The following is a 19,727-nucleotide window of genomic DNA, read 5'->3' on the forward strand; positions in this document are numbered from 1 at the left end:
AACGGGTGGCGCCCGTCGCCTATCGTTGTTGCAGTGTCCGACCGTCCAGACCTGCGTGAGCTGCGTGCGCGCCTCGACGGCCTGACGATCCGGGACACTGACCGGCTGCGCCGACGGCTCAAGAATCTGCGCGGCGGCGATCAGGCCAAGGCCCTCGAACAGATCCAGCACCAGATTTCTCAGGCTGAAGCCCTGGTGCTCACCCGTCAGGCCGCCGTCCCCACCATCACCTATCCCGACCTGCCGGTCAGTGACCACCGAGATGAGCTGGCCAAGGCCATCAGCGAGAACCAGGTGGTGGTCGTCGCCGGCGCGACGGGTTCGGGCAAGACCACGCAGCTGCCCAAGATCTGCCTGGAGTTGGGTCGCGGTATCCGCGGCACCATCGGCCACACCCAGCCCCGCCGGCTGGCCGCGCGCACCGTCGCCCAGCGCATCGCCGACGAACTCGGCACCCCGCTGGGCGACGCCGTCGGTTACACGGTCCGCTTCACCGATCAGGCCAGCGATTCGACGCTGATCAAGCTGATGACCGACGGCATTCTGCTCGCCGAGATTCAAAGAGACCGCCGGCTGCTGCGCTACGACACGCTGATCCTCGACGAGGCCCACGAGCGCAGCCTCAACATCGACTTCTTGCTCGGCTATCTGCGCGAGCTGTTGCCGCGCCGCCCCGACCTCAAGGTCATCGTCACCTCGGCCACCATCGAGCCGGAGCGGTTTGCGAAACATTTCCATGATGCCCCCATCGTGGAAGTGTCGGGGCGGACCTACCCGGTCGAGATCCGTTACCGGCCTCTGGAAGTCACTGTCGGCGGAGACGACGACACCGAAGATCCCGACGATCCCGATCACGAGATCGTGCGGACTGAACTACGCGACCCCACGGAAGCGATCGTCGACGCGGTTCGCGAGCTGGAGTCCGAACCGCCCGGTGACGTGCTGGTGTTCTTGTCTGGTGAACGTGAAATCCGGGACACTGCAGAAGCTTTGAAAGATCTGCGCAACACCGAGGTGCTGCCGCTGTACGCCCGCTTGCCTACCGCCGAGCAGCAGAAGGTGTTCCAGCCCAGCCGCACCGGACGCCGAATTGTATTGGCCACCAACGTGGCAGAGACCTCACTCACCGTGCCGGGCATCCGCTACGTCGTCGACCCCGGAACCGCGCGGATCTCCCGCTACAGCCGTCGCACCAAGGTGCAGCGGCTGCCGATCGAGCCGATTTCCCAGGCCTCGGCGGCTCAGCGGGCAGGCCGCTCGGGACGTACCGCGCCCGGCGTCTGCATCCGGCTGTACTCGGAGGAAGACTTCGAATCCCGCCCCCGCTACACCGATCCGGAGATCCTGCGGACCAACCTGGCCGCGGTGATCCTGCAGATGGCCGCCCTGCAGCTCGGCGACATCGCGGAGTTTCCCTTTCTCGACCCACCGGATGCTCGCAGCATCCGCGACGGGGTCCAGCTGCTTCAGGAGTTGGGTGCGTTCGATGCGGCAGGCACTCTCACCGACGTCGGACGACGGCTGGCCCGGTTGCCACTAGACCCGCGCGTGGGCCGGATGATCCTGCAGGCCGACACCGAGGGCTGCGTGCGCGAGGTGCTGGTGCTGGCGGCCGCGCTGTCGATCCCCGATCCGCGCGAACGTCCGACCGACAAGGAAGAGGCCGCGCGGCAGAAACACGCGCGATTTGCGGACGAGTCGTCCGACTTCGTGTCCTATCTCAACCTGTGGAACTACCTGCGGGAGCAGCGAAACCAGCGCTCCGGCAATGCCTTCCGTCGGATGTGCCGGGAAGAGTTTCTGCATTACCTGAGGATCCGCGAGTGGCAGGATCTCACCGGTCAGCTGCGCAGTATCGCCCGGGACATCGGGATCCGGGAGAGTGATGAGGCGGCCGAGCCGGCCAGCATCCACGCCGCGCTGACCGCCGGCCTGCTGTCCCACGTCGGCTTGCGTGAGGGTGAGTCACGCGACTATCAAGGTGCCCGCAACACCAAGTTCGTGCTGGCGCCGGGTTCGGTGCTGACCAAGAAACCGCCGCGCTGGATCGTGGTGGCCGACCTGGTCGAGACCAGCCGGCTGTTCGGCCGCATCGCCGCCCGAGTTGAACCAGAGGCGATCGAGCGGGTTGCCGGTCATCTGGTGCAGCGCAATTACAGTGAGCCGCACTGGGAAGCCAGGCGCGGCGCTGTGGTGGCGTTCGAACGCGTCACGCTCTACGGGCTGCCGCTGGTGCCGCGCCGCAAGGTCGGGTACACCCAGATCGATCCGGAGTTGTGCCGGGAGTTGTTCATCCGGCACGCGCTGGTCGAAGGTGACTGGCAGACCCGGCACCACTTCTTCCGCGACAACGCCCGGCTGCGTGCCGAGCTGGAGGAGATCGAGGAGCGGGCCCGGCGGCGTGACCTGCTGGTCGGCGACGACGACATCTACGCCCTCTACGACGCGCGCATCCCGGCCGACGTCGTCTCCGCTCGGCATTTCGACGCGTGGTGGAAGAAGCAGCGACACAAGACCCCCGACCTGCTCACCTTCACTCGCGACGATCTGTTGCGATCCGAAGACGGCGCGGACAATCCGGATACCTGGAAGGCCGGGGATCTCGAGCTGCCGTTGACCTACAGATTCGAGCCAGGAGCTGCCGACGACGGCGTCACCGTGCATGTGCCGGTCGGTGTGCTGGCCCGCCTCGGCGGTGACGGTTTCGCGTGGCAGGTACCGGCTTTGCGTGAAGAACTGGTGACTGCGCTGATCAAGTCACTGCCCAAGGATCTGAGGCGCAATTTCGTCCCTGCCCCCGACACGGCGCGGGCGATCCTGAACGACATCAACCCGTCCGCGGGATCGCTGTTGGATGAGGTGCAACGCGAATTGCGGAGGCGTAGCGGCATTCTGGTGCCGATCGATGCCTTCGACCTGGGCAAGGTACCGGATCACCTGCGGATGACCTTCGCCGTGGAATCGGCCGACGGCAAGGAGGTGGCGCGCGGCAAGGACATCGACGCGCTGCGCGAACAGCTGGCGGTGCCGGTCGCCCGGGCCGTGGCCGACGCGTTGGGCGGCGATCTGGAACGCACCGGCCTGCGCGCTTGGCCCGACGACCTCGACGAGCTGCCGCGCACCGTCGAGAACGTCAGCGGCGGACACACCGTGCGCGGCTATCCGGCCTTCGTCGATGCCGGAAGTGCCGTCGACATCAAGGTGTTCGCCAACCCGGCCGAGCAGGCCGCGGCCATGCGGCCAGGCCTGCGCCGCCTGCTGCGGCTGACCGCACCCTCACCGGTCAAGGCCATCGAGCGTGGTTTGAGCACCCGAACTCGGCTGGCGCTCAACGCCAATCCCGACGGCACCTTGGCGGCGCTGCTGGAGGATTGCGCCGATGCGGCCGTCGACGTATTGGTTCCCAAACCGGTCTGGACCAAATCAGAGTTCACCGGCGTCGTGGACCGGGCCGGTAAGGAACTCGGCCCCACCACGCAGGCCGCGGTCAGCCGGGTCGAGAAGGTGCTGGCTGCCGCGCACGAGGTCGGCGTGGCACTGCCGGACAAGCCGTCAGCCGCCCAGGCCGATGCTGTCGCCGACATCCGGATACAGCTGGATCGCTTGTTGCCCACGGGCTTTGTCACCATGGCCGGGGTTACCCGGCTGAATGACCTGACCCGGTATGTCACGGCGATCGCGCGCCGCTTGGAGCGGTTACCCCAAGCCCCCGCTGCCGACCGGGAACGGATGGCCCGGGTACATGCGGTCGAGGACGCGTACGACGATCTGCTTTCTGCGCTGTCACCGGCTCGCGGTGAGGACCCGAAGGTACGCGATATCGGGTGGCAGATCGAAGAATTGCGCGTCAGCTTGTGGGCCCAGCAGCTCGGCACGCCGCGCCCGGTCAGCGAGCAACGTATCTACAAGGCGATCGACGCCGCCGCGCGCTAGCGGATCGTATGCTCGATGCGGCCGATGCCGTCCAGGGTGAGCGTGAGCGTGTCCCCGGGTTGCAGCCAGTGGCCGGTCTCCATGCCGCTGCCACCGGGCAGTGTCCCGGTACCGAAAAGTTCACCGGGATACAGTGGTTCGCTACGCGATGCGTGCGCCAACACCTCTCCGAGGCTGTGCTGCATCCCGGCGCTGCCGACCGTGCTCACCACCGACCCGTTGAGCGAAACCGAACCGGAGAGGGCGTCGATCCGGGGCAAGACCTCATCGGCGGTGACGGCGGTGTCCGACATGGAGCTGGCGAAGTGCTTGGACTTCTGCGGTCCGAAACCGCTGAGCATCTCGGGACGCTGCACATCGCGCGCGCTGAAGTCGTTGAGTACGACGAATGCGCCGATCGCCTGGGCCGCTTCCTCGGGCGTCGCGTTGAACAACGGTGCGGCGAGGACGAATCCGATCTCCAGCTCGAAATCCAGGGCCCGTGAATAGTCCGGTATCGCCACCGGGGTTCCGGTCGGGACGAAGGTCTGCGCATTGGACATGTAATAGATCGGCTGTCGGTAGAACAGCGGCTTGGGTTTGAACTGCGGTACCGGCCGGCCCGTCACCCGCTCGTACAGCGCCGTCACCCGGTACAGGCCGGGGTGGAAGCGGCGGATCAGCCCGCGTGCGGCGTCGATGTTGTGCCGCTCGTACAGCATGAAGTCGCGGAAGGACACCGGCTGGAACGGCAGCAAATACCCGCTGTGCTGCAGCTGGCGGTCGGCCGAGGCCGCCAACCACGCGTCGTCGAACACACGGCCACCGAGCGGTGTGAGGTCGGGGTGGACGACCCAATTACCTTCGGAGTCAAGCGTTTGTACGCTCAGACCGGCCGCGGTCCGGATCCGGCGCAGCTTCATCGGTCACGCCCGAGTTGCCTGCGCAGGAACGGGGTGACGTGACCGGCGACCACCTCGGGTTGTTCGAGCCACGGCCAATGGCCCGTCCCCGGCACCGGCTGCACCGCACAGTTGCGGAAGATCCGTCGATAGTCGTCGGTCTGGGCGAACGGTACGTAGTGGTCGTCGGCGCCCCACACCACCAACACGTCGCCGGCGTAGTCCGCAAGCCGATCGACATATGGTGCAAGCGCATTCGGGCCGGTGGACCGGTACAGCTTCAACACCGCATCGGGTGTTCCTCGGGCGAACATGTGCTCGGCGATCGAGTCGAGTGCATCAGCCGGCAGCCCCGGGTCCCGCATCGCGAGCAGGCGGCGCACAACGGCCGGGTTGCCGATCCGCGACAATGCCTCGGCCAGCACGGGTGTACGCCACAGCTTGGCGGCGAAGTGGTTGATCACCACCGGGGCGTTGATCAGCGTGATGCTGGCGACCGAGTCGAGGTGATCGACTGCCCACGCGAGCGCCCAGGGCCCGCCAAAGTCGTGGGCGACCAGATGCGCGCGTTCGACGCCGAGTTGGTCCAGGATCGCGTCGAGGTGGGCCGCGTAGGCAGCCACCGTGTACGGCCACTGGGCCGGCTTGTCGGCCGCGCCGAACCCCGGCATCTCGGGAGCGATCACCCGCGCGAAACCGGCGACCGGCGTCAGCAATCGGTCCCAGTCGGCCCCGGCATTGTTGCCGTGCACGAACACCACGGCTTCTCGCGAGTTCCCGTCCGGCGGCCCGGCGACGAGCACCGGCGAACGCACCCCGTCGACAGCCAGCGTGCGGTGTTCGACGGGGCTGTCCATCAGCGGGATTGTACGGTCGCTTAAGGCCTCCCGCGCGATTTCAACCGATCACTGTGTGCCCGTCGCCACCCACGGCGCCCGCTCGGAAGTTGCGTCGTCAAGCACCAGTGCGGCCACCCGCGACCGATGCGCCTCGGCACTGCCCAGCAGCGCGGCATCGGTGGTGGCCCGCTTGAAGTACAGGTGCGCTTGGTGCTCCCAGGTGAATCCGATACCGCCGTGCACCTGGATGGTGTCCGCGGCAACCTTGGCGAACGCCGACGATGCGGTGGCTTGCGCGATGCTGGTAGCCAGCGCCGGGTCGTCGGTGCCGTCGGTCAAGGCCCACACCGCGTGATAGGTCGCCGAGCGGGCATGTTCGAGATCCACCAGGCAATCGGCCAGCCGGTGCTTGACGGCCTGGAACGAGCCGATCTGCCTGCCGAACTGCAATCTCGACTTCGCGTAGTCCACCGACAAATCCAGCAGATGCTGTGCGGCGCCGACCTGTTCGGCGGCCAGCAATGCCGAGGCCACCTGGAATGCGTGGGTGATGACGCGATCGGCCTCGCCGGTGCCGGCCACCAATCGCGCGGGGGCGGCGGTCAAGACGATCGTGGCCTGCGGTCGCGTCAGATCCATCGTCACCAATGCGGTGCGCTCCACGCCAGGGCCCGCCGCCTCGACCGCGTACAGGGCCACGCCGTCGGGCCCCGTGGCGGCCACCAGCAACACGTCCGCAGCGTCTCCATCTATCACCCGCTCGACCGTGCCGGTGAGCGTCCCGTCTTCGGCGACAGTGACATTCACCGCCGCGGGATCGAACGCGCCAGCGTCGTCCGGGACCGCAAAGGCCGCGGTACGGGTGCCTTCGGCGAGCGCATTGAGGAGTTCGTCGCGCACCGGACCGGCCGACGCGGCGACGAGCGCCGGAATGGCCAGCAGCACCGTGCCGAACACCGGTCCGCAGGCCAGCGCCGCGCCGAGTTCCTCGACCGCGATGGCTTGGTCGACGAGCGTGCCGCCGGCTCCGCCGTCGGCCTCCGGAACCGCCAGGCCGAGTACCCCGAGTTCGGCGCCCAACCGCGCCCACACCGAGGGATCGAACCGGGGCTCGGACTCCATCAGCGTCCGCACCGTCTGCTCGCCGAAGTTCTCGGCGCAGAACTTTCGGACCGCCGTCCGCAGCTGAGCCTGCTCGTCGGTGAACATGAACTCAGCCACGGGGAATCTCCTTCCACGGCATACCAGCATCCGCCCGCAGATCGCCGGGCAACCCCAGAATCCGTTCGCCGAGAATGTTGCGCATCACCTCTGACGTGCCGCCTTCGATCGTGTTCGCCTTGCTGCGCAGGAAGCGTTGCTGGATGGGGCCGCGCCAGTCGGAGTCTTTTCGGTCGTCGTCCTCTCGATCCCCGGTCCCGTATCCGTGATACAGGATCCCTTCGGGCCCAAGCAGATCCATGCACCACTGGTAGATGTGTTGATTGAGTTCGGCGCCGACGAGCTTTCCGATCGACCCTTCGGGCCCCGGCCCGCCGACCGTGGCGGCCGCGCGTGAACGTTCTGCGGTCAGGCGCTGAGCCTCGGAGCGCAGCCAGAGCTGGGTCAGCCGATCACGCAGCACCGGCGTCCGCAGATCCGGGCGTGACGCCCACAGCGCGACGGCATCCGAGATGGTGCCGGCCCCACGCCGGTTGCCACTGCCGCCGAGCGCACTGCGTTCGTTCATGAGCGTGGTCATCGCGACGTTCCAGCCGTTGCCGACCTCCCCGAGCCGGTGCGCGTCGGGGATGCGGGCGTCGGTGATGTACACCTCGTTGAACTCGGCCTGACCGGTCATCTGCCGCAGCGGCCTGGTCTCGACACCCGGACCGTGCATGTCCAGCACGAAGTACGTCAGGCCTTTGTGTTTGGGCACATCGGGATTCGAGCGGGCCAGCAGCAGGCCCCAGCGCGCCCGGTGCGCCAGGCTGGTCCACACCTTCTGACCGTTGAGCACCCATTCGTCGCCGTCGAGCACCGCCGAGGTGGCCAGCCCGGCCAGGTCCGAGCCGGCGCCCGGCTCGGAGAACAGCTGGCACCAGATGTGTTCGGTACTTGCCAGCGGCCGTAGCCAGGACTTCTTGAGTTCGTCGGACTGGGCGTGTTCGCGCACCGTCGGTGCGGCCATGCCGTAGCCCATCGGGTTCAGGCCCAACGGCATGGGCCCGCCGGCGCCCTGCAGGATGCGGTCGGCGACGGCCTGCAGACCGCGCGACACCCCGAGACCGCCGAGTCCCTCGGGGAAGTGCACCCAGGACAGGCCCGCGTCGTAACAGGCGGCCAGGTACTCGGGAATCGGTACTTTCTTGGGGTCGTGGTCGGCCACGACCCGGCGGGCGAGGTCGGCGACCCGGTCCGCATCAGCGACGCTGCTCATCCAGCCACGATAGGGAAAGCCCTCGAACGGGTCGCGGGCGGGCGGTAGCGTCAGCGGTCGTGGACCGAAAGCGCGTCGTGATCGCCGGGCTCGGTGACACCGGCGTACTCACCGCGATCCGGTTGGCACGTCGCTTCGACGTCGTCGGCATATCGGTGAACCCCGGTCTGGTCAGCGGTCAGGAGCTCGGCACGCGACTGGCCCGGCCCGATGACTGGGCGCGCAATTACTGGATCGGCTTCGACCGGTTCCGCGAACTGGACCACGTCCGCATCGTGCACGGGACGTTGACCGGAGCCGATCTGACCGCCCGCACGGTGGAGGTGCGGGAGGCCGACGGAAACGTGCGAGTGGAACCGTACGACGCACTTGTCATCTCCACGGGTGTAGCCAACGGTTTTTGGCGGCAAGGTGTTCTGCAATCGACGAGTGATGTCGACGCCGGGCTGCGAACCGCGCACGAGCGCTTGGGTTCGGCACGCTCGGTCGCCGTCATCGGGGGTGGTGCGGCGGCGGCCAGTAGTGCGGTCAACATCGCGCTCCGGTGGCCGGACACTCGTGTCGCGCTGTACTACCCCGGCGAACGCCCTCTGCCGCAGCATCATTGGCGCACCGGGCGGCGTGTCGAAAGCCGGCTGGTCGCAGCAGGGGTCACGCTGCACCCAGGCCATCGCGCCGTCGTGCCCGACGGCTTCGACTGTGCGGCCATCACCTCCGAACCGGTGCAGTGGAGCACCGGCCAACCCGAGGTGCAGGTCGATGCCGTGCTGTGGGCCATCGGCCGGGTCCGGCCCAACACGGCGTGGCTCCCGGCGAGCATCCTCGATGAGCGCGGGTTCGTGCGGGTGACACCGGAGTTGGGGCTACCGGGCCGCGACGGGGTGTTCGCGGTGGGTGACGTCGCGGCCACCGACCCACTGCGCTCGTCGGCCCGCAATCGCGCCGACGGGCTGCTGGCCCGCAATGTCACTGCCTACTTCACCGGTGCCCGGATGCGCAGTTACCGTCCGCCGGCGAGTCGCTGGGGATCGGTGTTGGGGGTTCTGCCCGACGGGCTGGAAGTATTCGCTCCCAACGGGTTTGCCTTCCGATTCCCGTCCTGGTCGATCGAACGGGTGCTACAGCCGTGGATCGTCCATCGCGGCATCTACCGCGGTGTGCGGTCCGGGGATCAATACATGGTCACCAAAGGCTGATCGACTGGCACCACGTAGGTGGACAGCATCAGGGTCCTCACCTTGCCGACATTGTGAGCGTTGTGGACGACGCCTGCCGGGATGAGAAACGGGTCACCCGAGTGCAGGTGCTGGGTCGGCCGATCGTCGAAGACCATGTCGACATCCCCTTGGACGATGTAGCCCACTTCCGGTCCCGGATGGCTGTGGCGCCCGGACTCCTTGCCTACGGGGATCTCGAATCTGGTCTGGATGATCTCGAATCCCGGTGTGGGCGCGGCGGACCGCTGAAGCTCGGTGCGTGAAACACCCGCGGTCGGGTCATCCGCGAGGGCGGCCGGGGCTGTGCTCAGGGCGGTGGTCAAGGCGGTGGTCACTGCAAAGGCGGAAACGGCCAGGGTGCGACGTGTGCGTGTCATGTCTCCATGACAGCGGCCTCAGCCCATCAAGTCCAACGATGAATTTCGATGGAAGCCATCTGTATCGGCGATGAGGATTACGCCGGTGTCACCGCGGCAGCGCGACCGGAATCGTCTGAAGGCCAGGGGTAACCGGCGCCACAGGCACTGTCGGAGCAACCGGTGCCCCGGCCATGCCTGGCACCCCGGCTACCCGAGGCGCCCCGGCCACACCGGGCACCTGGCGGGGTAGCGCCGGTGAAGCGGGGGCTGCCGCCACCCCGGGCACCTGGCCGGGTAGAGGAGCGAGCTGGCGGGGTAGCGCCGGAGCTGCGGGCGCCGCCGCGACGCCGGGAACCTGGCCGGGCACCGCAGGTGCCGGGGCAACCTGACCCGGAAGTGCCGGCGGCGCGGCAGGTGCCGGTGCAGCCGGTGCGGGGGGAGCGGCCGCTGCTGCCGCGTTCTGATTGAGCACGCGCAGCATGTCGGGCTTCATCTGCTGCAACTGCGAACCCCAGTAGTTCCAGTTGTGGGTACCGTTCGGCGGGAATTCGAACCGCGCGTTGCGTCCACCCGCCGCCACGTACTTCTGCTGGAACTCCTTGTTGGAGGCGATCGTGATGTTCTCCAGGAACTGGGCGCTGTACATCGTGCCGAAGTTCCCGCCAGAGCCGTCGAGTTCGGACGGAATGCCGTTGCCGCAGTACACCCAGATCGCGGTGTTGTTGGCCACCAGCCGGTTGATGTTGACCATGGGGTCATTGCGCCGCCAGGCGGGATCGTTCGTGGTGCCCCACATGTCGCTGGCGTTGTAGCCGCCGGCGTCCTTCATGGCGAAGCCGATCATGGTGGGCCACAAGCCTTGTGACGGATTCATGAAGCCGGACAATGCACCGGCGAAGATGAACTGGGCGGGATGCCAGATGGCCAGGTTGAGGGCCGCGCCGCCGGACATCGACAATCCGACGACGGCATTGCCGGTTGGTGCCACGTCGCGTTTGGCGGCCAGGTAAGCCGGAAGCTCTTGAGTCAGGAACGTTTCCCACTTGTAGGTGGTGGTGCCCGCACTGCCGGCCGCCGGGCGGTACCAGTCGGTGTAGAAGCTGGACTGCCCACCCACGGGCATGACCACCGAGATGCCGGACTCGTAGAACCACTCGAACGCCGCGGTGTTGATGTCCCAGCCGTTGTCGTCGTCCTGGGCGCGCAACCCGTCGAGCAGGTACAACGCGTGCGGACCGCCGCCCTGGAACTGCACGGTGATATCGCGGCCCATCGCCGCAGACGGAACCTGCAGGCGTTCCACCGGCAAGCCGTCGCGCGAATACGCTGCCGCGGTCGGCGTCGGCCCGGCAACCACCAGCGCCGGCAACATCAATCCCGCGATCGTCGCGGCCGCCACGCGGCGCGACACCCGACCGAACCCTCTCAGTCTCACACCCGGCACGCTAACAACGCGTGAGCTGTGCCCACCGTGGCCGCGCCTGGCGTAACTCCTCCGTTATCAAGGTGATTCGCTTCCGATGCCGGACCGCCTCCACTCGCGCGGTGATCGGCCGTGTGTCCGGCGGAACTGCCGGCTGAAGTATCCAGGGTCGGTCATCCCGACCCGCGCGGCGACCTCGGCCACGGACAGGTCCGTTTCGCCGAGCAGCGCACGCGCCTGACTCATCCTGCGTTCGTTGATCCACTCGCCGACCGTGCGTCCGGTCCGCCGCCGGACCAGCGTCGTGAGGTGACCCGCCGTCATTCCGACCTCGTCGGCGACGTCGCGCAACGACAGCGGCTCCGACAATCTGCGGTCGATCGCCGAGAACACCTCGGCCAGCAACGGCTCTCCACTGCGCCGCAGGTCGCCGACCACGTCGTCGGCGAGCCGCGCGAGGTCGATGAGCAACAGGGTCAGATGGGCCAGCGCGGCTTGGCGAAAGCCCTCGCGCCGGGCGCCCAGTTCTGCCTCGATCGATTGGATCGCGCTGTCCCAGAATGGCTGTCGATCGGCAGGTACGCGCAATCGCAGGACTCCGCCAGACTTGCCGTGGAGGAACGGGAACAGCAGGGGGTGGGCCTGCCAGGTGGGCCATGGCGAACCGGCGTCGTACCCCAGAGCGTCGGGGTCGAAGTACACGCCGATCCCGTCGGACTCTGCGGCCAACGGTCGCGGGTCGATCACCTCGCCCGCTGCCACCACGTAGACGACGCCCTCGGTCGGCACGTACCAGAGCACCGGGAAGTCGTGTATGTGCGGACGGTGTTCGGGGAGGTCGGCGCGCCGGCCCCGGGTCACCGACACCGGCGGTGCGTCGCGGTCCGTCCAGTACCGATAGACCGGGACGCCGTCGCGGTGGCGGACCAATCGAGACGCGTCGGGCATGAAGCCAAAGATAGTCCTGATATAGCCGATCTTCGCCCCACTATCCGCGTCCACCCAGGTGGATCATGGAGGTCATGACCGAACATCGTCCACATCGTCTGAAGAACCGGCATGACTACCTTCCTGCCGCCGGTCATGATGCGTTCCTGCCCGGTTACGACCTCCTGACGCGGGTCTTGGGAATGAATCCCGCCTACCGCGAGCTCGTCGCGCAGGCCGGATTGTCCGGCGGCCAACGGATCGTCGAAATAGGCTGCGGAACCGGCAATCTCACCATTCGAGCCAAGAAGGCATGTCCCGGCGCCGATATCGTCGGGACCGATCCTGACCCGCGGGCACTGCAGCGGGCGCAGCGAAAGGCCAAGGGTATGAACGGCATCAGTTTCACCCGGGCCTACGCTCAGGAACTACCGTTCGACGACGGCGGGTTCGACCTGGCGCTGTCCTCGATGATGCTGCACCACCTCGATGAGGCCACCAAGACCGCCGCTGCCCGCGAATTGTTCCGGGTGCTGCGGCCGGGCGGCAGGTTGCACGTCGTCGATGTGCGGGGCGACGCGCTGGCCCGGCTGTTCGAGGATGCCGGATTTGAATGTGCGGTAGTGGGATCCGGACGCATCCGGTTGGCCGGCAGGCTTACGTACCTCCGCGCGATTCGTCCGGTGTGAACGCGGCAGGATCGGCCAGTGGGATGAGCAGGCTCGACGGCGCATCGCCGCCCTGGCTGAGCCGATAGGTGCCCCCTGCCAAGGCCTGGCGGGCCGGCTGCGTCGGCACCAGGTGCGGGAAGTCGTAGGTGGTCAGGGTCAGTCGTAGACGATGACCCGGTTCGATGAGCGCCGCGGTGGGAAAGATCTCGAGGTCGTACCTGGTCAGCTCGCCGGGCACCACCGGTTCGACGGCGGCTCGCGTACTGATGTGGTGCGGCCGCAACACCGTCCCATCGGGCAGGTACCACGTCGCTTCGGGATCCAGCGCGCGGTGCGATCCGAGCAGAGCACCCTGGGTCAGCGGCCGGCTGGTGCCATCCGGTGCGAAGTCGTCGAGGTGGGCCACCCACAGGGTCTCGGTTGTGTCGGCCGTCGCATGCACGGTCAAGGTGACCGGGCCGGCGATCAGTTGAGCCTCATCGAACTCGTCGGTGGTGTAGGTCAGGGCCTCGCGCTGCAGCCGCCGGTTGTCCAGGTCGTAGCGGATCCGCCGGCCGGTCTGGGCAGCCATGAAGCTGCCCATCCCCAGGGTCCACTGCTCCAGGCTGCGGCCGGATATCGGACCGCGCACCGCATATCGCAGGGTGGCATCGGTCTGCTCGGCGGCCGGTTCGGCGGTCAGGTGACCGCCCTCGGCGAGATAGAACCGCGTCGGCGTGGTATCAGGGAAGGGATAATCCTCTGCCCGGAACCATGTTCGGCTGCCGATGGCCTGGAAACGGATCGGCGCACCGGTCACGGTGGCCTCGGCGTCGTCCTTGAGCCAGCGGTCGAACCAGCGGAGCTGCAAGGCATGTAGATGCAGGCCGTCCAGATCCGAGACGTGGTACCACGGGCCCATGATCAATTGCACGCGGTCGGAGAGCGGCTGGCCGGGCTCCATCGGAGCGTTGGGCGGCCGGCCGGCGTAGGCGTTCTGCAGCGCTGCATAGTTCAGCGGGGCGCCGCGCTGGAAGGCATCGTGCCAGCCGCCGACCAGGAACACGGCGACCTTGTTTTTCGCGATGTCCGGCAGCACGTCCGAGGCCCGCATGGTGTCCCAGAATGGCCCGTCGAATGCGGTGTCCCCGCCTGCCGTGGCGTCGCCGATCATGGTGCGGAAGTACTGACGCTGGTCGCGCCCGCGCTGGAGAACGGCGGCCAGGCCCCCGGCGCGGGGGCGCTCATGCGTACCGCGTTTGGCGAACTCCAGAGCCGGGTTGACCACATTGAGCAGCGAGTAGACGGCGCCGTAGGCGCGCACCGTGCGCATGTGCGGCACGCCGCCCATGGTGACCACGTCGCGGTAGAAGTCGTTGGCGGCCATCGCCGGGAAGATCGCCTTGAGCGGCGAGTCGGGGCCGACCGCGGCGGCGGTGAGGAGCTGGTTGATGGCCAGGTAGGAGATGCCGAACATCCCGACCCTGCCATTCGAATTCGGCAGCCGCGCAGCCCAATTCACCAAATCGACGCCGTCCTGCACTTGTTCGGCACCCAGCATCTCGAACGAGCCGCCCGAGACACCGGTGCCCCGGACGTCGGCCATCACCTCGATGTAGCCGCGCCGGATCAGGTACGGGGTGGCCCCGCCGCCGATCTGGGCGGCCGGCGGTGGAGCCTTCTTGCCGTATGGCGTGATGGAAATCAGGACCGGGAACGGTCCGGGTGCCGGCGCCCCGGTCTCGGGCACCGTCGGATAGTGGATGTCGGCACGGAGCACGGTGCCGTCGGAGGTGCGGACCGCCACGTTGTGGTGGACTCCGACGCCATAGCGGGCCGGGGGTGGCGTCCATGCCGGCTCGAGCGGCGATGGGTTGCGTTTCCGGACGCGGGTCGCCGCTTTCCCGGCCACCCTCTTGCCTCGATCGCCGCGATTGCTCCGGACCGTCTGCCACCGGTTCGCCATCCGTCCTCCTTGACGTGTCGGCCTGGCTCCACGGTATGACGCGGCGCTCACCGGGTTGGCGTGACCCCGGGCCGCACGGTGTTCGCGGCCGTCACCTGTCGGATCGCCGTGCGCACCACCGCGCGCAGCCACTGGTGGCGTGCGTCGTTGTCGAAGGCTGCATGCCACACCATCCGGTATGTCATGGTGGCGATCTCCTCCGGTGCGTCTATCACCCGAAATTCGTCGAGGGAGACGAGGGTGTTGACGCACTGGCTGGGCAACGTGGCGATCAGGTCGGTGCCGGGCAGCAGTTGTGCGGCGACCGCGTGGTACGGAACTGTCACCGTGGCCTGCCGCGGATGACCCAGCTTCTTCAGCGGGAGATCGATGTCCGGCTGAATTCCGTCGTGGACGTCGACGACCACATGGCGTGCCCCGGCATAGTCGGCCAGCGTGATGCCGTCGTTCTCGGCCAGAGCGTGGTCTGCGGCGACGACACAGACGAACCGCTCGACCAGCAACTCTTCGGAGTGCAGCTCCGCAGTGGCGTAGCCGCCGAACAGGCCCAGGTCGACGCCTGAAGCGCGAATCTGCTCAGCGACGTTGTCGTGGCCCCAGCTGTGGAACCGCACCGGTGCGCTCGACTGGCGGAGCACTCCGTGGCAGATGGCGGGGCCGAAGGCCTGCACCGCATAGTCGCTCGCGACCAGGTGTACCGGCGTGGTCGCCTTCTGCGGATCGAAATGTTCGGGGGCAAAGAGTGTTTCGAGTTGAGGCAGTACCGTCAGCAACTGAATTCGGACGGACTCCGCGCGGGCAGTCAGCCGATACCCCGATGCATCACGGATCAGCAGTGGGTCGTCCAACAGCCGCCGCAGCCGCTGCAGGGAGCGGCTCATCGCGGGCTGGCTCAAACCGACGCGCTCTGCGGCGCGGGATACCTGCTGCTCTTCCAGCAGGGCGACGAGAGGCGGGATCAGGTTCAGGTCGACGCGGCCAATATGCGTTGAACGCATACCAAACATATTAACCATGCATGTGACTTATGAATGTGACGCTGTCACGCTGGATGGTACGAACCAAAGAGGTCAATCCAGGAAAGGGATCTCACCGTGAAGATTTCCGGCAACACCATATTCATCCCGGGCTCGACCAGCGGCATCGGCCTGGCCCTGGCCCTGGCACTGGCGGCCAAGGGCAACACGGTGATCGTCGGTGGAAGGCGCACCGAACTGCTGGAGCAGATCCGGTCCGAGCACCCGGAACTGGACACCGTGCGGATCGACACCGCTGATCCGGACAGCATCGCCGCGGCGGCGGACACGGTGCTCGGCGCTCACCCGGATCTGAACGTCGTGATCGCCATGGCCGGCATCATGGCGATCGAGGACTGGCACACGCCCGAGAGCTTTCTGCGCTCGGCCGAGGCCACCATCACCACGAATGTGCTTGGGCCGATTCGTCTTATCGCGTCCTTCGTCGAGCACCTACAGACGCAGCCGGATGCCACGATCATGACGGTGTCCTCGGGCCTGGGCTTCGCTCCGCTGCGGGCGACGCCGAGCTACAACGCATCCAAGGCGGCCATCCACATGCTCACCGAATCGGTGCGGATGCAACTCGCCGACACCAGCGTCAAGCTGGTCGAGCTGATCCCGCCTTCGGTGGCCACCGACCTGGTGCCGGGCCAGCGCGAGAGCAGCTTCGCCATGCCCCTTGACGAATTCGTCGCCGAGGTGGTCGATCTGCTCGAACGCGAGCCCGACGCCAGGGAGATCCAGGTGGACCGGGTCAAATTCCTGCGCTACGGCGAAGCGCGCGGGGATTACGACCAGGTTGTCGCCACCCTCAATGCCGCGGATCCACACGGTCATTGAGGTACTCGGTTGACTACCCGGCCATGAACTCCGAGTACGCCGAGGCCAGCTCGGGTGACAATGCCGTCACGTTGCACGCCCGCTGGGTGTCCCCGATCGGAGCCAGGATGCCGCGCAGGTCGTAGTACTCCTGCGGGTTGGCGGTGAAGTAGCCACGCAATGTGGCCGCGGCCTGCGGGCGCGGTTGGGTGAACGCGGCGCTCACGGCCTGGTTGGCGCCCGGGTGACTGTCCAGATAGGCGCGCGCGGCACCGGTGGTGCTGCTGACCGTGCCGGCCACCCCGCTGGCGCTGCAGTCGGGTGCGGCCGCCGCCGTCGGTGCGCCGATCATTGCTGCGGCCACTCCGCCGAGCAGGCCCGCGGTACATGCGCCGGCAATTCCTCGGCGCGCGGTGATACCAGTGAATTTCATGATCATTTTCCTTCGGGGTTCTTGGTTTCTCATTGGGTCGCGATCGAGATCGCTGTCCCCGGCCCGAACTCGAAAGTAACCGTGGTGTAGGCGAGCAAAGCAGATGTCCTGTGAAACAGCTGTGACGGCTGAGGTGGCGTTACGCCCACCGCCGTGAATTGCGCCTCAATTCCACCGAATTGCGGCCGATGATCTTGAATTCTCTCAACCTGCGGGCGCCATTCTTATTTGATCGTGATGTGGAGCGTCCGTGGTAGTGACCGAATCGTTATCCGGGGGGCCCGCAGCTAACTGATCCGCTCACCGCTTGAGGGTTAGCCCGGACAGCGAGTTGCGCAGGCCGCCATCGCGGTAGATCTGCACACCTGCCACCGCCAGCATCACCGCGGCGGTTGCCACGTGCACGATCGCGTCGGTGATGTTGTTGGGGAAGGCGAATATGTAGGCCACTTGATTCGAGAAGAACGCCCAGATTCCGGGTAGCGCTCCGGCGGCCGCTGCCAGCAGGAGATACAGCACGGACCAGGATTTTCGAAGGCACAACACCAGGCCGGGGCCGAACAGGGCCAGACCGGCGACCGCATGCCAGCCGTTGTAGTCCATGCCCAGAATGGGCGTGGTCGGCGCATCCGGTCCGATGGCGAAACTCGGCTCGGCAATGAATCCGATGATTGCCTGGACCACGTGGAACAACGAGATGACCAGCAGTCCCCATTGAGCGAAACTCCACTGCCGCATATCGCGACGCTACGTCTACTACAGCGTGTAGTCAACGGTTCAGGCGGCGCCTCACCAGGTGTCGACGAACCGTGCCCGGGCCGCAGGACGTTCGTGCTGAGCGGCCGCGGCCAGCGTGGCGGCGATCAGCCCCCGCGTCTCCGCCGGGTCGATGACGTCGTCGATCTCGAACAGCGCCGCGGAGTTGAGCGCACGTGCGTTCTCCTCCGCCGCTGCGGTGGCCGCCCGCACTGCCTGCTCGCGTTCGTCGTCGTCGGCGATCGCCTCGAGCTCCTTGCGCAGGCCCAGCCGGACTGCTCCCTCCAAGCCCATCGGGCCCAGGTGGGCGCCGGGCCACGCCACCGTGAGCAGGGGCTCATGCAGGCTGCCTCCGCACATCGCCTGTGCCCCAAGGCCGTAACCGCGCCGGAGGATGACCGCGACCAGAGGCACCGTCAGCGCCGCTCCGGTGACCAGCAGCCGTGAACCGCGTCGCACCAGGGCTTCGGCCTCCGCCGCCGGGCCCACCATGTAACCGGGGCAGTCCACCAGGGAGACGACCGGCAGTCCGAACGCATTGCACAACTGCAGGAACCGGGCTGCCTTGTCGGACGCTGCGGCGGTGATGGCACCGGCCATCACCATGGTGTTGTTGGCCAGGATCCCGACCGGTCTGCCGTCGATGCGGGCCAGGGCCGTCACCATTTCGGGGGCGAACTTCTCCCGTAGCACGGTCACCGAGCCGGCATCGGCCAGCGTCTCGATGATCGGCGCGACCCGGTAGGCGCGCCGGGCACGCTCGGGAACCATTGTGCGCAAGGCGGTTTGGTCGGCGACGGGGCCGGATTCAGTCGATCCGGTGAAGTAACCCAGCAGCTTCCTGGTGGTGGCCACGGCCTCCGCTTCGTCGGCCACCACGACGTCGACGACGCCGTTGGCTGCCTGTACCGAGATCGGGCCGACGTCGTCGGGCGCCACCTCGCCGAGGCCGCCGCCGGCGATCATCGCCGGGCCGCCCATCCCGATCGAGCTGTCCTGGGTGGCAACGATCAGATCGGCCGCACCCGCGATCACCGCATTGCCCGCGAAGCACCGGCCCTTGACCACGGCGATACGGGGTACGAGACCGGACAGCCCGGCCCACAGCGCGAATGCGCGGATCTCCAGGGAGGAGACCGTCGGGATGTCGGTGTCCCCGGGGCGCCCGCCGCCGCCTTCGGCGAAGAACACCGTCGGCAACTTCAGCCGCTCGATGATCTCGAACAGCCGGTCCTTCTTGCGGTGGCCGATGGCGCCCTGGGTTCCGGCCAGCACGGTGTAGTCGTAGGACAGCACGGCACACGCAGCCCCGCCGATCCGGGCGGTGCCGGCCAGCAGACCATCGGCAGGCGTGCGGGCGATGAGATCGTCGAGGCTGCGACGCTGCCGCTGGGCCGCGATCGCGAACCGGCCGTATTCGACGAAGGACCCCTCATCGACCAGGCCGGCGATGTTCTCCCGCGCGGTGCGGCCCCCTGCCGCGTGGCGCCGCGTGACGGCATCGGACCGGCCGGCGTCCTGCGTGGACTCCCTCCGGCGCAGCAGTTCGGCGAGATCGTCGCGGAGAGGTTCATCAGGCATCGGCAGGCTCCTGGAATAGCGGGCGTGCGGTCGGAGGTTGCGCACAGATGTGACCGCCACCTCATCATCTAACTCGACGGCCGACCCGTTCGATCCGCGCGATCTGCTCGCCGAAGCGCGGTTGGGAGTGCTGGCCACCATCAAGGCCTCCGGAATGCCGCAACTGTCGCCTGTGACGCCCTACTTCGACCGGACCGCCGGCGTCATCTACGTGTCGATGACCGAAGGGCGGGCCAAGACGACCAATCTGCGTCGCGACCCCCGCGCGGCGCTGGAGGTGACCAGCGCCGACGGCTGGGCGTGGGCCACCGCCGAGGGGACGGTCACACTGACCGGCCCGGGTGACGACCCGCATGGCCCCGAGGTCCAGGCGCTGGTCGACTATTACCGCAAGGCGGCGGGGGAGCATCCGGACTGGGACGAATACCGGTCGGTGATGGTCTCGGACCGCCGGGTGCTGATGACGTTGACCGTCGAGCGGGTGTACGGCGAGAAGTTGCGCTGA

General features: G+C 67.4%; 17 protein-coding genes. 5 read left to right on the forward strand and 12 right to left on the reverse strand.

All coding sequences use genetic code 11. The annotated features are described in order from the left end of the window. Positions 1-33: 33 nt before the first annotated feature. On the forward strand, positions 34-3,933 hold the full coding sequence (hrpA, locus tag QQ25_RS05285; RefSeq protein ID WP_039377574.1) for an ATP-dependent RNA helicase HrpA: 3,900 nt from the start codon (positions 34-36) through the stop codon (positions 3,931-3,933). Here hrpA and QQ25_RS05290 read toward each other — a convergent pair. The 4 genes from QQ25_RS05290 to QQ25_RS05305 are packed head-to-tail and all read right to left on the reverse strand — an operon-like array spanning position 3,930 to position 8,072. After that, positions 3,930-4,835 carry a fumarylacetoacetate hydrolase family protein gene (locus QQ25_RS05290; protein WP_039377575.1) on the reverse strand — a complete coding sequence of 302 codons (906 nt, stop codon included), beginning with the start codon at positions 4,833-4,835 and terminating at the stop codon, positions 3,930-3,932. The two genes, hrpA and QQ25_RS05290, sit on opposite strands and share 4 nt — an antisense overlap. Then, positions 4,832-5,671 (reverse strand): alpha/beta fold hydrolase, encoded by an 840-nt coding sequence (locus QQ25_RS05295; RefSeq protein WP_039377576.1) that lies wholly within the window; start codon positions 5,669-5,671, stop codon positions 4,832-4,834. Before QQ25_RS05295 ends, QQ25_RS05290 begins: the two co-directional genes overlap by 4 nt. 48 nt (positions 5,672-5,719) lie before the next feature. Next, positions 5,720-6,874: an acyl-CoA dehydrogenase family protein gene (locus QQ25_RS05300; protein ID WP_039326471.1), complete on the reverse strand. Its 1,155-nt coding sequence runs from the start codon at positions 6,872-6,874 to the stop codon at positions 5,720-5,722. Next, the gene (locus tag QQ25_RS05305) at positions 6,867-8,072 is read right to left on the reverse strand and encodes an acyl-CoA dehydrogenase family protein (RefSeq protein WP_039377577.1); all 1,206 of its coding nucleotides are present in this window, start codon (positions 8,070-8,072) and stop codon (positions 6,867-6,869) included. The genes QQ25_RS05300 and QQ25_RS05305 overlap by 8 nt, the downstream gene beginning before the upstream one ends. 59 nt (positions 8,073-8,131) lie before the next feature. Between QQ25_RS05305 and QQ25_RS05310 the strand changes: the two genes are divergently transcribed. After that, positions 8,132-9,268: an FAD-dependent oxidoreductase gene (locus QQ25_RS05310; protein ID WP_039377578.1), complete on the forward strand. Its 1,137-nt coding sequence runs from the start codon at positions 8,132-8,134 to the stop codon at positions 9,266-9,268. On the opposite strand, the gene QQ25_RS05315 is transcribed toward QQ25_RS05310, so the two are convergent. From QQ25_RS05315 to QQ25_RS05325, 3 genes are all read right to left on the reverse strand, one after another. Further along, entirely contained in the window at positions 9,244-9,666 is a 423-nt protein-coding gene (locus QQ25_RS05315) for a cupin domain-containing protein (RefSeq protein WP_082017410.1), read from the reverse strand. The genes QQ25_RS05310 and QQ25_RS05315 overlap by 25 nt on opposite strands. 88 nt (positions 9,667-9,754) lie before the next feature. Beyond that, positions 9,755-11,020, reverse strand: coding sequence for an esterase family protein (locus QQ25_RS05320; RefSeq protein WP_082017433.1), 1,266 nt, complete (start codon positions 11,018-11,020; stop codon positions 9,755-9,757). Positions 11,021-11,149: 129 nt separating this feature from the next. Beyond that, positions 11,150-12,019 (reverse strand): helix-turn-helix domain-containing protein, encoded by an 870-nt coding sequence (locus tag QQ25_RS05325; protein WP_039377582.1) that lies wholly within the window; start codon positions 12,017-12,019, stop codon positions 11,150-11,152. 74 nt (positions 12,020-12,093) lie between these two features. Between QQ25_RS05325 and QQ25_RS05330 the strand changes: the two genes are divergently transcribed. Beyond that, complete coding sequence (locus QQ25_RS05330) at positions 12,094-12,687, forward strand: class I SAM-dependent methyltransferase (RefSeq protein ID WP_039377837.1); 594 nt, start codon at positions 12,094-12,096, stop codon at positions 12,685-12,687. Here QQ25_RS05330 and QQ25_RS05335 read toward each other — a convergent pair. Together QQ25_RS05335 and QQ25_RS05340 are read right to left on the reverse strand one after the other, a co-directional pair. Then, entirely contained in the window at positions 12,656-14,614 is a 1,959-nt protein-coding gene (locus tag QQ25_RS05335; RefSeq protein ID WP_234711845.1) for a CocE/NonD family hydrolase, read from the reverse strand. The two genes, QQ25_RS05330 and QQ25_RS05335, sit on opposite strands and share 32 nt — an antisense overlap. A gap of 47 nt (positions 14,615-14,661) precedes the next feature. Beyond that, on the reverse strand, positions 14,662-15,612 hold the full coding sequence (locus QQ25_RS05340; protein WP_052235622.1) for a LysR substrate-binding domain-containing protein: 951 nt from the start codon (positions 15,610-15,612) through the stop codon (positions 14,662-14,664). 96 nt (positions 15,613-15,708) lie between these two features. Here QQ25_RS05340 and QQ25_RS05345 point away from each other — a divergent pair, with 96 nt between their 5' ends. After that, on the forward strand, positions 15,709-16,473 hold the full coding sequence (locus QQ25_RS05345) for an SDR family oxidoreductase (protein WP_039377583.1): 765 nt from the start codon (positions 15,709-15,711) through the stop codon (positions 16,471-16,473). 13 nt (positions 16,474-16,486) lie between these two features. Here the strand turns inward: QQ25_RS05345 and QQ25_RS05350 are convergent, their stop codons facing one another. From QQ25_RS05350 to QQ25_RS05360, 3 genes are all read right to left on the reverse strand, one after another. Next, positions 16,487-16,885, reverse strand: a complete 399-nt coding sequence (locus QQ25_RS05350; RefSeq protein ID WP_039326460.1) for a heme-binding protein — start codon at positions 16,883-16,885, stop codon at positions 16,487-16,489. A gap of 300 nt (positions 16,886-17,185) precedes the next feature. Then, positions 17,186-17,623 (reverse strand): DUF4383 domain-containing protein, encoded by a 438-nt coding sequence (locus QQ25_RS05355; protein ID WP_039377585.1) that lies wholly within the window; start codon positions 17,621-17,623, stop codon positions 17,186-17,188. A 51-nt stretch (positions 17,624-17,674) separates the two neighbouring features. Further along, positions 17,675-19,222 (reverse strand): acyl-CoA carboxylase subunit beta, encoded by a 1,548-nt coding sequence (locus QQ25_RS05360; RefSeq protein WP_052235623.1) that lies wholly within the window; start codon positions 19,220-19,222, stop codon positions 17,675-17,677. A gap of 49 nt (positions 19,223-19,271) precedes the next feature. On the opposite strand from QQ25_RS05360, the gene QQ25_RS05365 reads away from it, so the two are divergent. Then, a complete protein-coding gene (locus QQ25_RS05365) occupies positions 19,272-19,727 on the forward strand; it encodes a PPOX class F420-dependent oxidoreductase (protein ID WP_039377586.1) in 456 nt (151 codons plus the stop codon).

Source organism: Mycolicibacterium setense, from assembly GCF_000805385.1.
Taxonomy (GTDB): Bacteria; Actinomycetota; Actinomycetes; order Mycobacteriales; family Mycobacteriaceae; genus Mycobacterium; species Mycobacterium setense.

What these genes read in the sequence shown, in the direction of transcription:
- QQ25_RS05350 (WP_039326460.1), bottom strand. Translation starts at nt 16,885, where the DNA reads ATGAAATTCACTGGTATCACCGCGCGCCGAGGAATTGCCGGCGCATGT.
- QQ25_RS05355 (WP_039377585.1), bottom strand. Translation starts at nt 17,623, where the DNA reads ATGCGGCAGTGGAGTTTCGCTCAATGGGGACTGCTGGTCATCTCGTTG.
- QQ25_RS05290 (WP_039377575.1), bottom strand. Translation starts at nt 4,835, where the DNA reads ATGAAGCTGCGCCGGATCCGGACCGCGGCCGGTCTGAGCGTACAAACG.
- QQ25_RS05295 (WP_039377576.1), bottom strand. Translation starts at nt 5,671, where the DNA reads ATGGACAGCCCCGTCGAACACCGCACGCTGGCTGTCGACGGGGTGCGT.
- QQ25_RS05335 (WP_234711845.1), bottom strand. Translation starts at nt 14,614, where the DNA reads ATGGCGAACCGGTGGCAGACGGTCCGGAGCAATCGCGGCGATCGAGGC.
- QQ25_RS05340 (WP_052235622.1), bottom strand. Translation starts at nt 15,612, where the DNA reads ATGCGTTCAACGCATATTGGCCGCGTCGACCTGAACCTGATCCCGCCT.
- QQ25_RS05305 (WP_039377577.1), bottom strand. Translation starts at nt 8,072, where the DNA reads ATGAGCAGCGTCGCTGATGCGGACCGGGTCGCCGACCTCGCCCGCCGG.
- QQ25_RS05320 (WP_082017433.1), bottom strand. Translation starts at nt 11,020, where the DNA reads ATGTTGCCGGCGCTGGTGGTTGCCGGGCCGACGCCGACCGCGGCAGCG.
- QQ25_RS05315 (WP_082017410.1), bottom strand. Translation starts at nt 9,666, where the DNA reads ATGACACGCACACGTCGCACCCTGGCCGTTTCCGCCTTTGCAGTGACC.
- QQ25_RS05330 (WP_039377837.1), top strand. Translation starts at nt 12,094, where the DNA reads ATGACCGAACATCGTCCACATCGTCTGAAGAACCGGCATGACTACCTT.
- QQ25_RS05325 (WP_039377582.1), bottom strand. Translation starts at nt 12,019, where the DNA reads ATGCCCGACGCGTCTCGATTGGTCCGCCACCGCGACGGCGTCCCGGTC.
- QQ25_RS05360 (WP_052235623.1), bottom strand. Translation starts at nt 19,222, where the DNA reads ATGCCTGATGAACCTCTCCGCGACGATCTCGCCGAACTGCTGCGCCGG.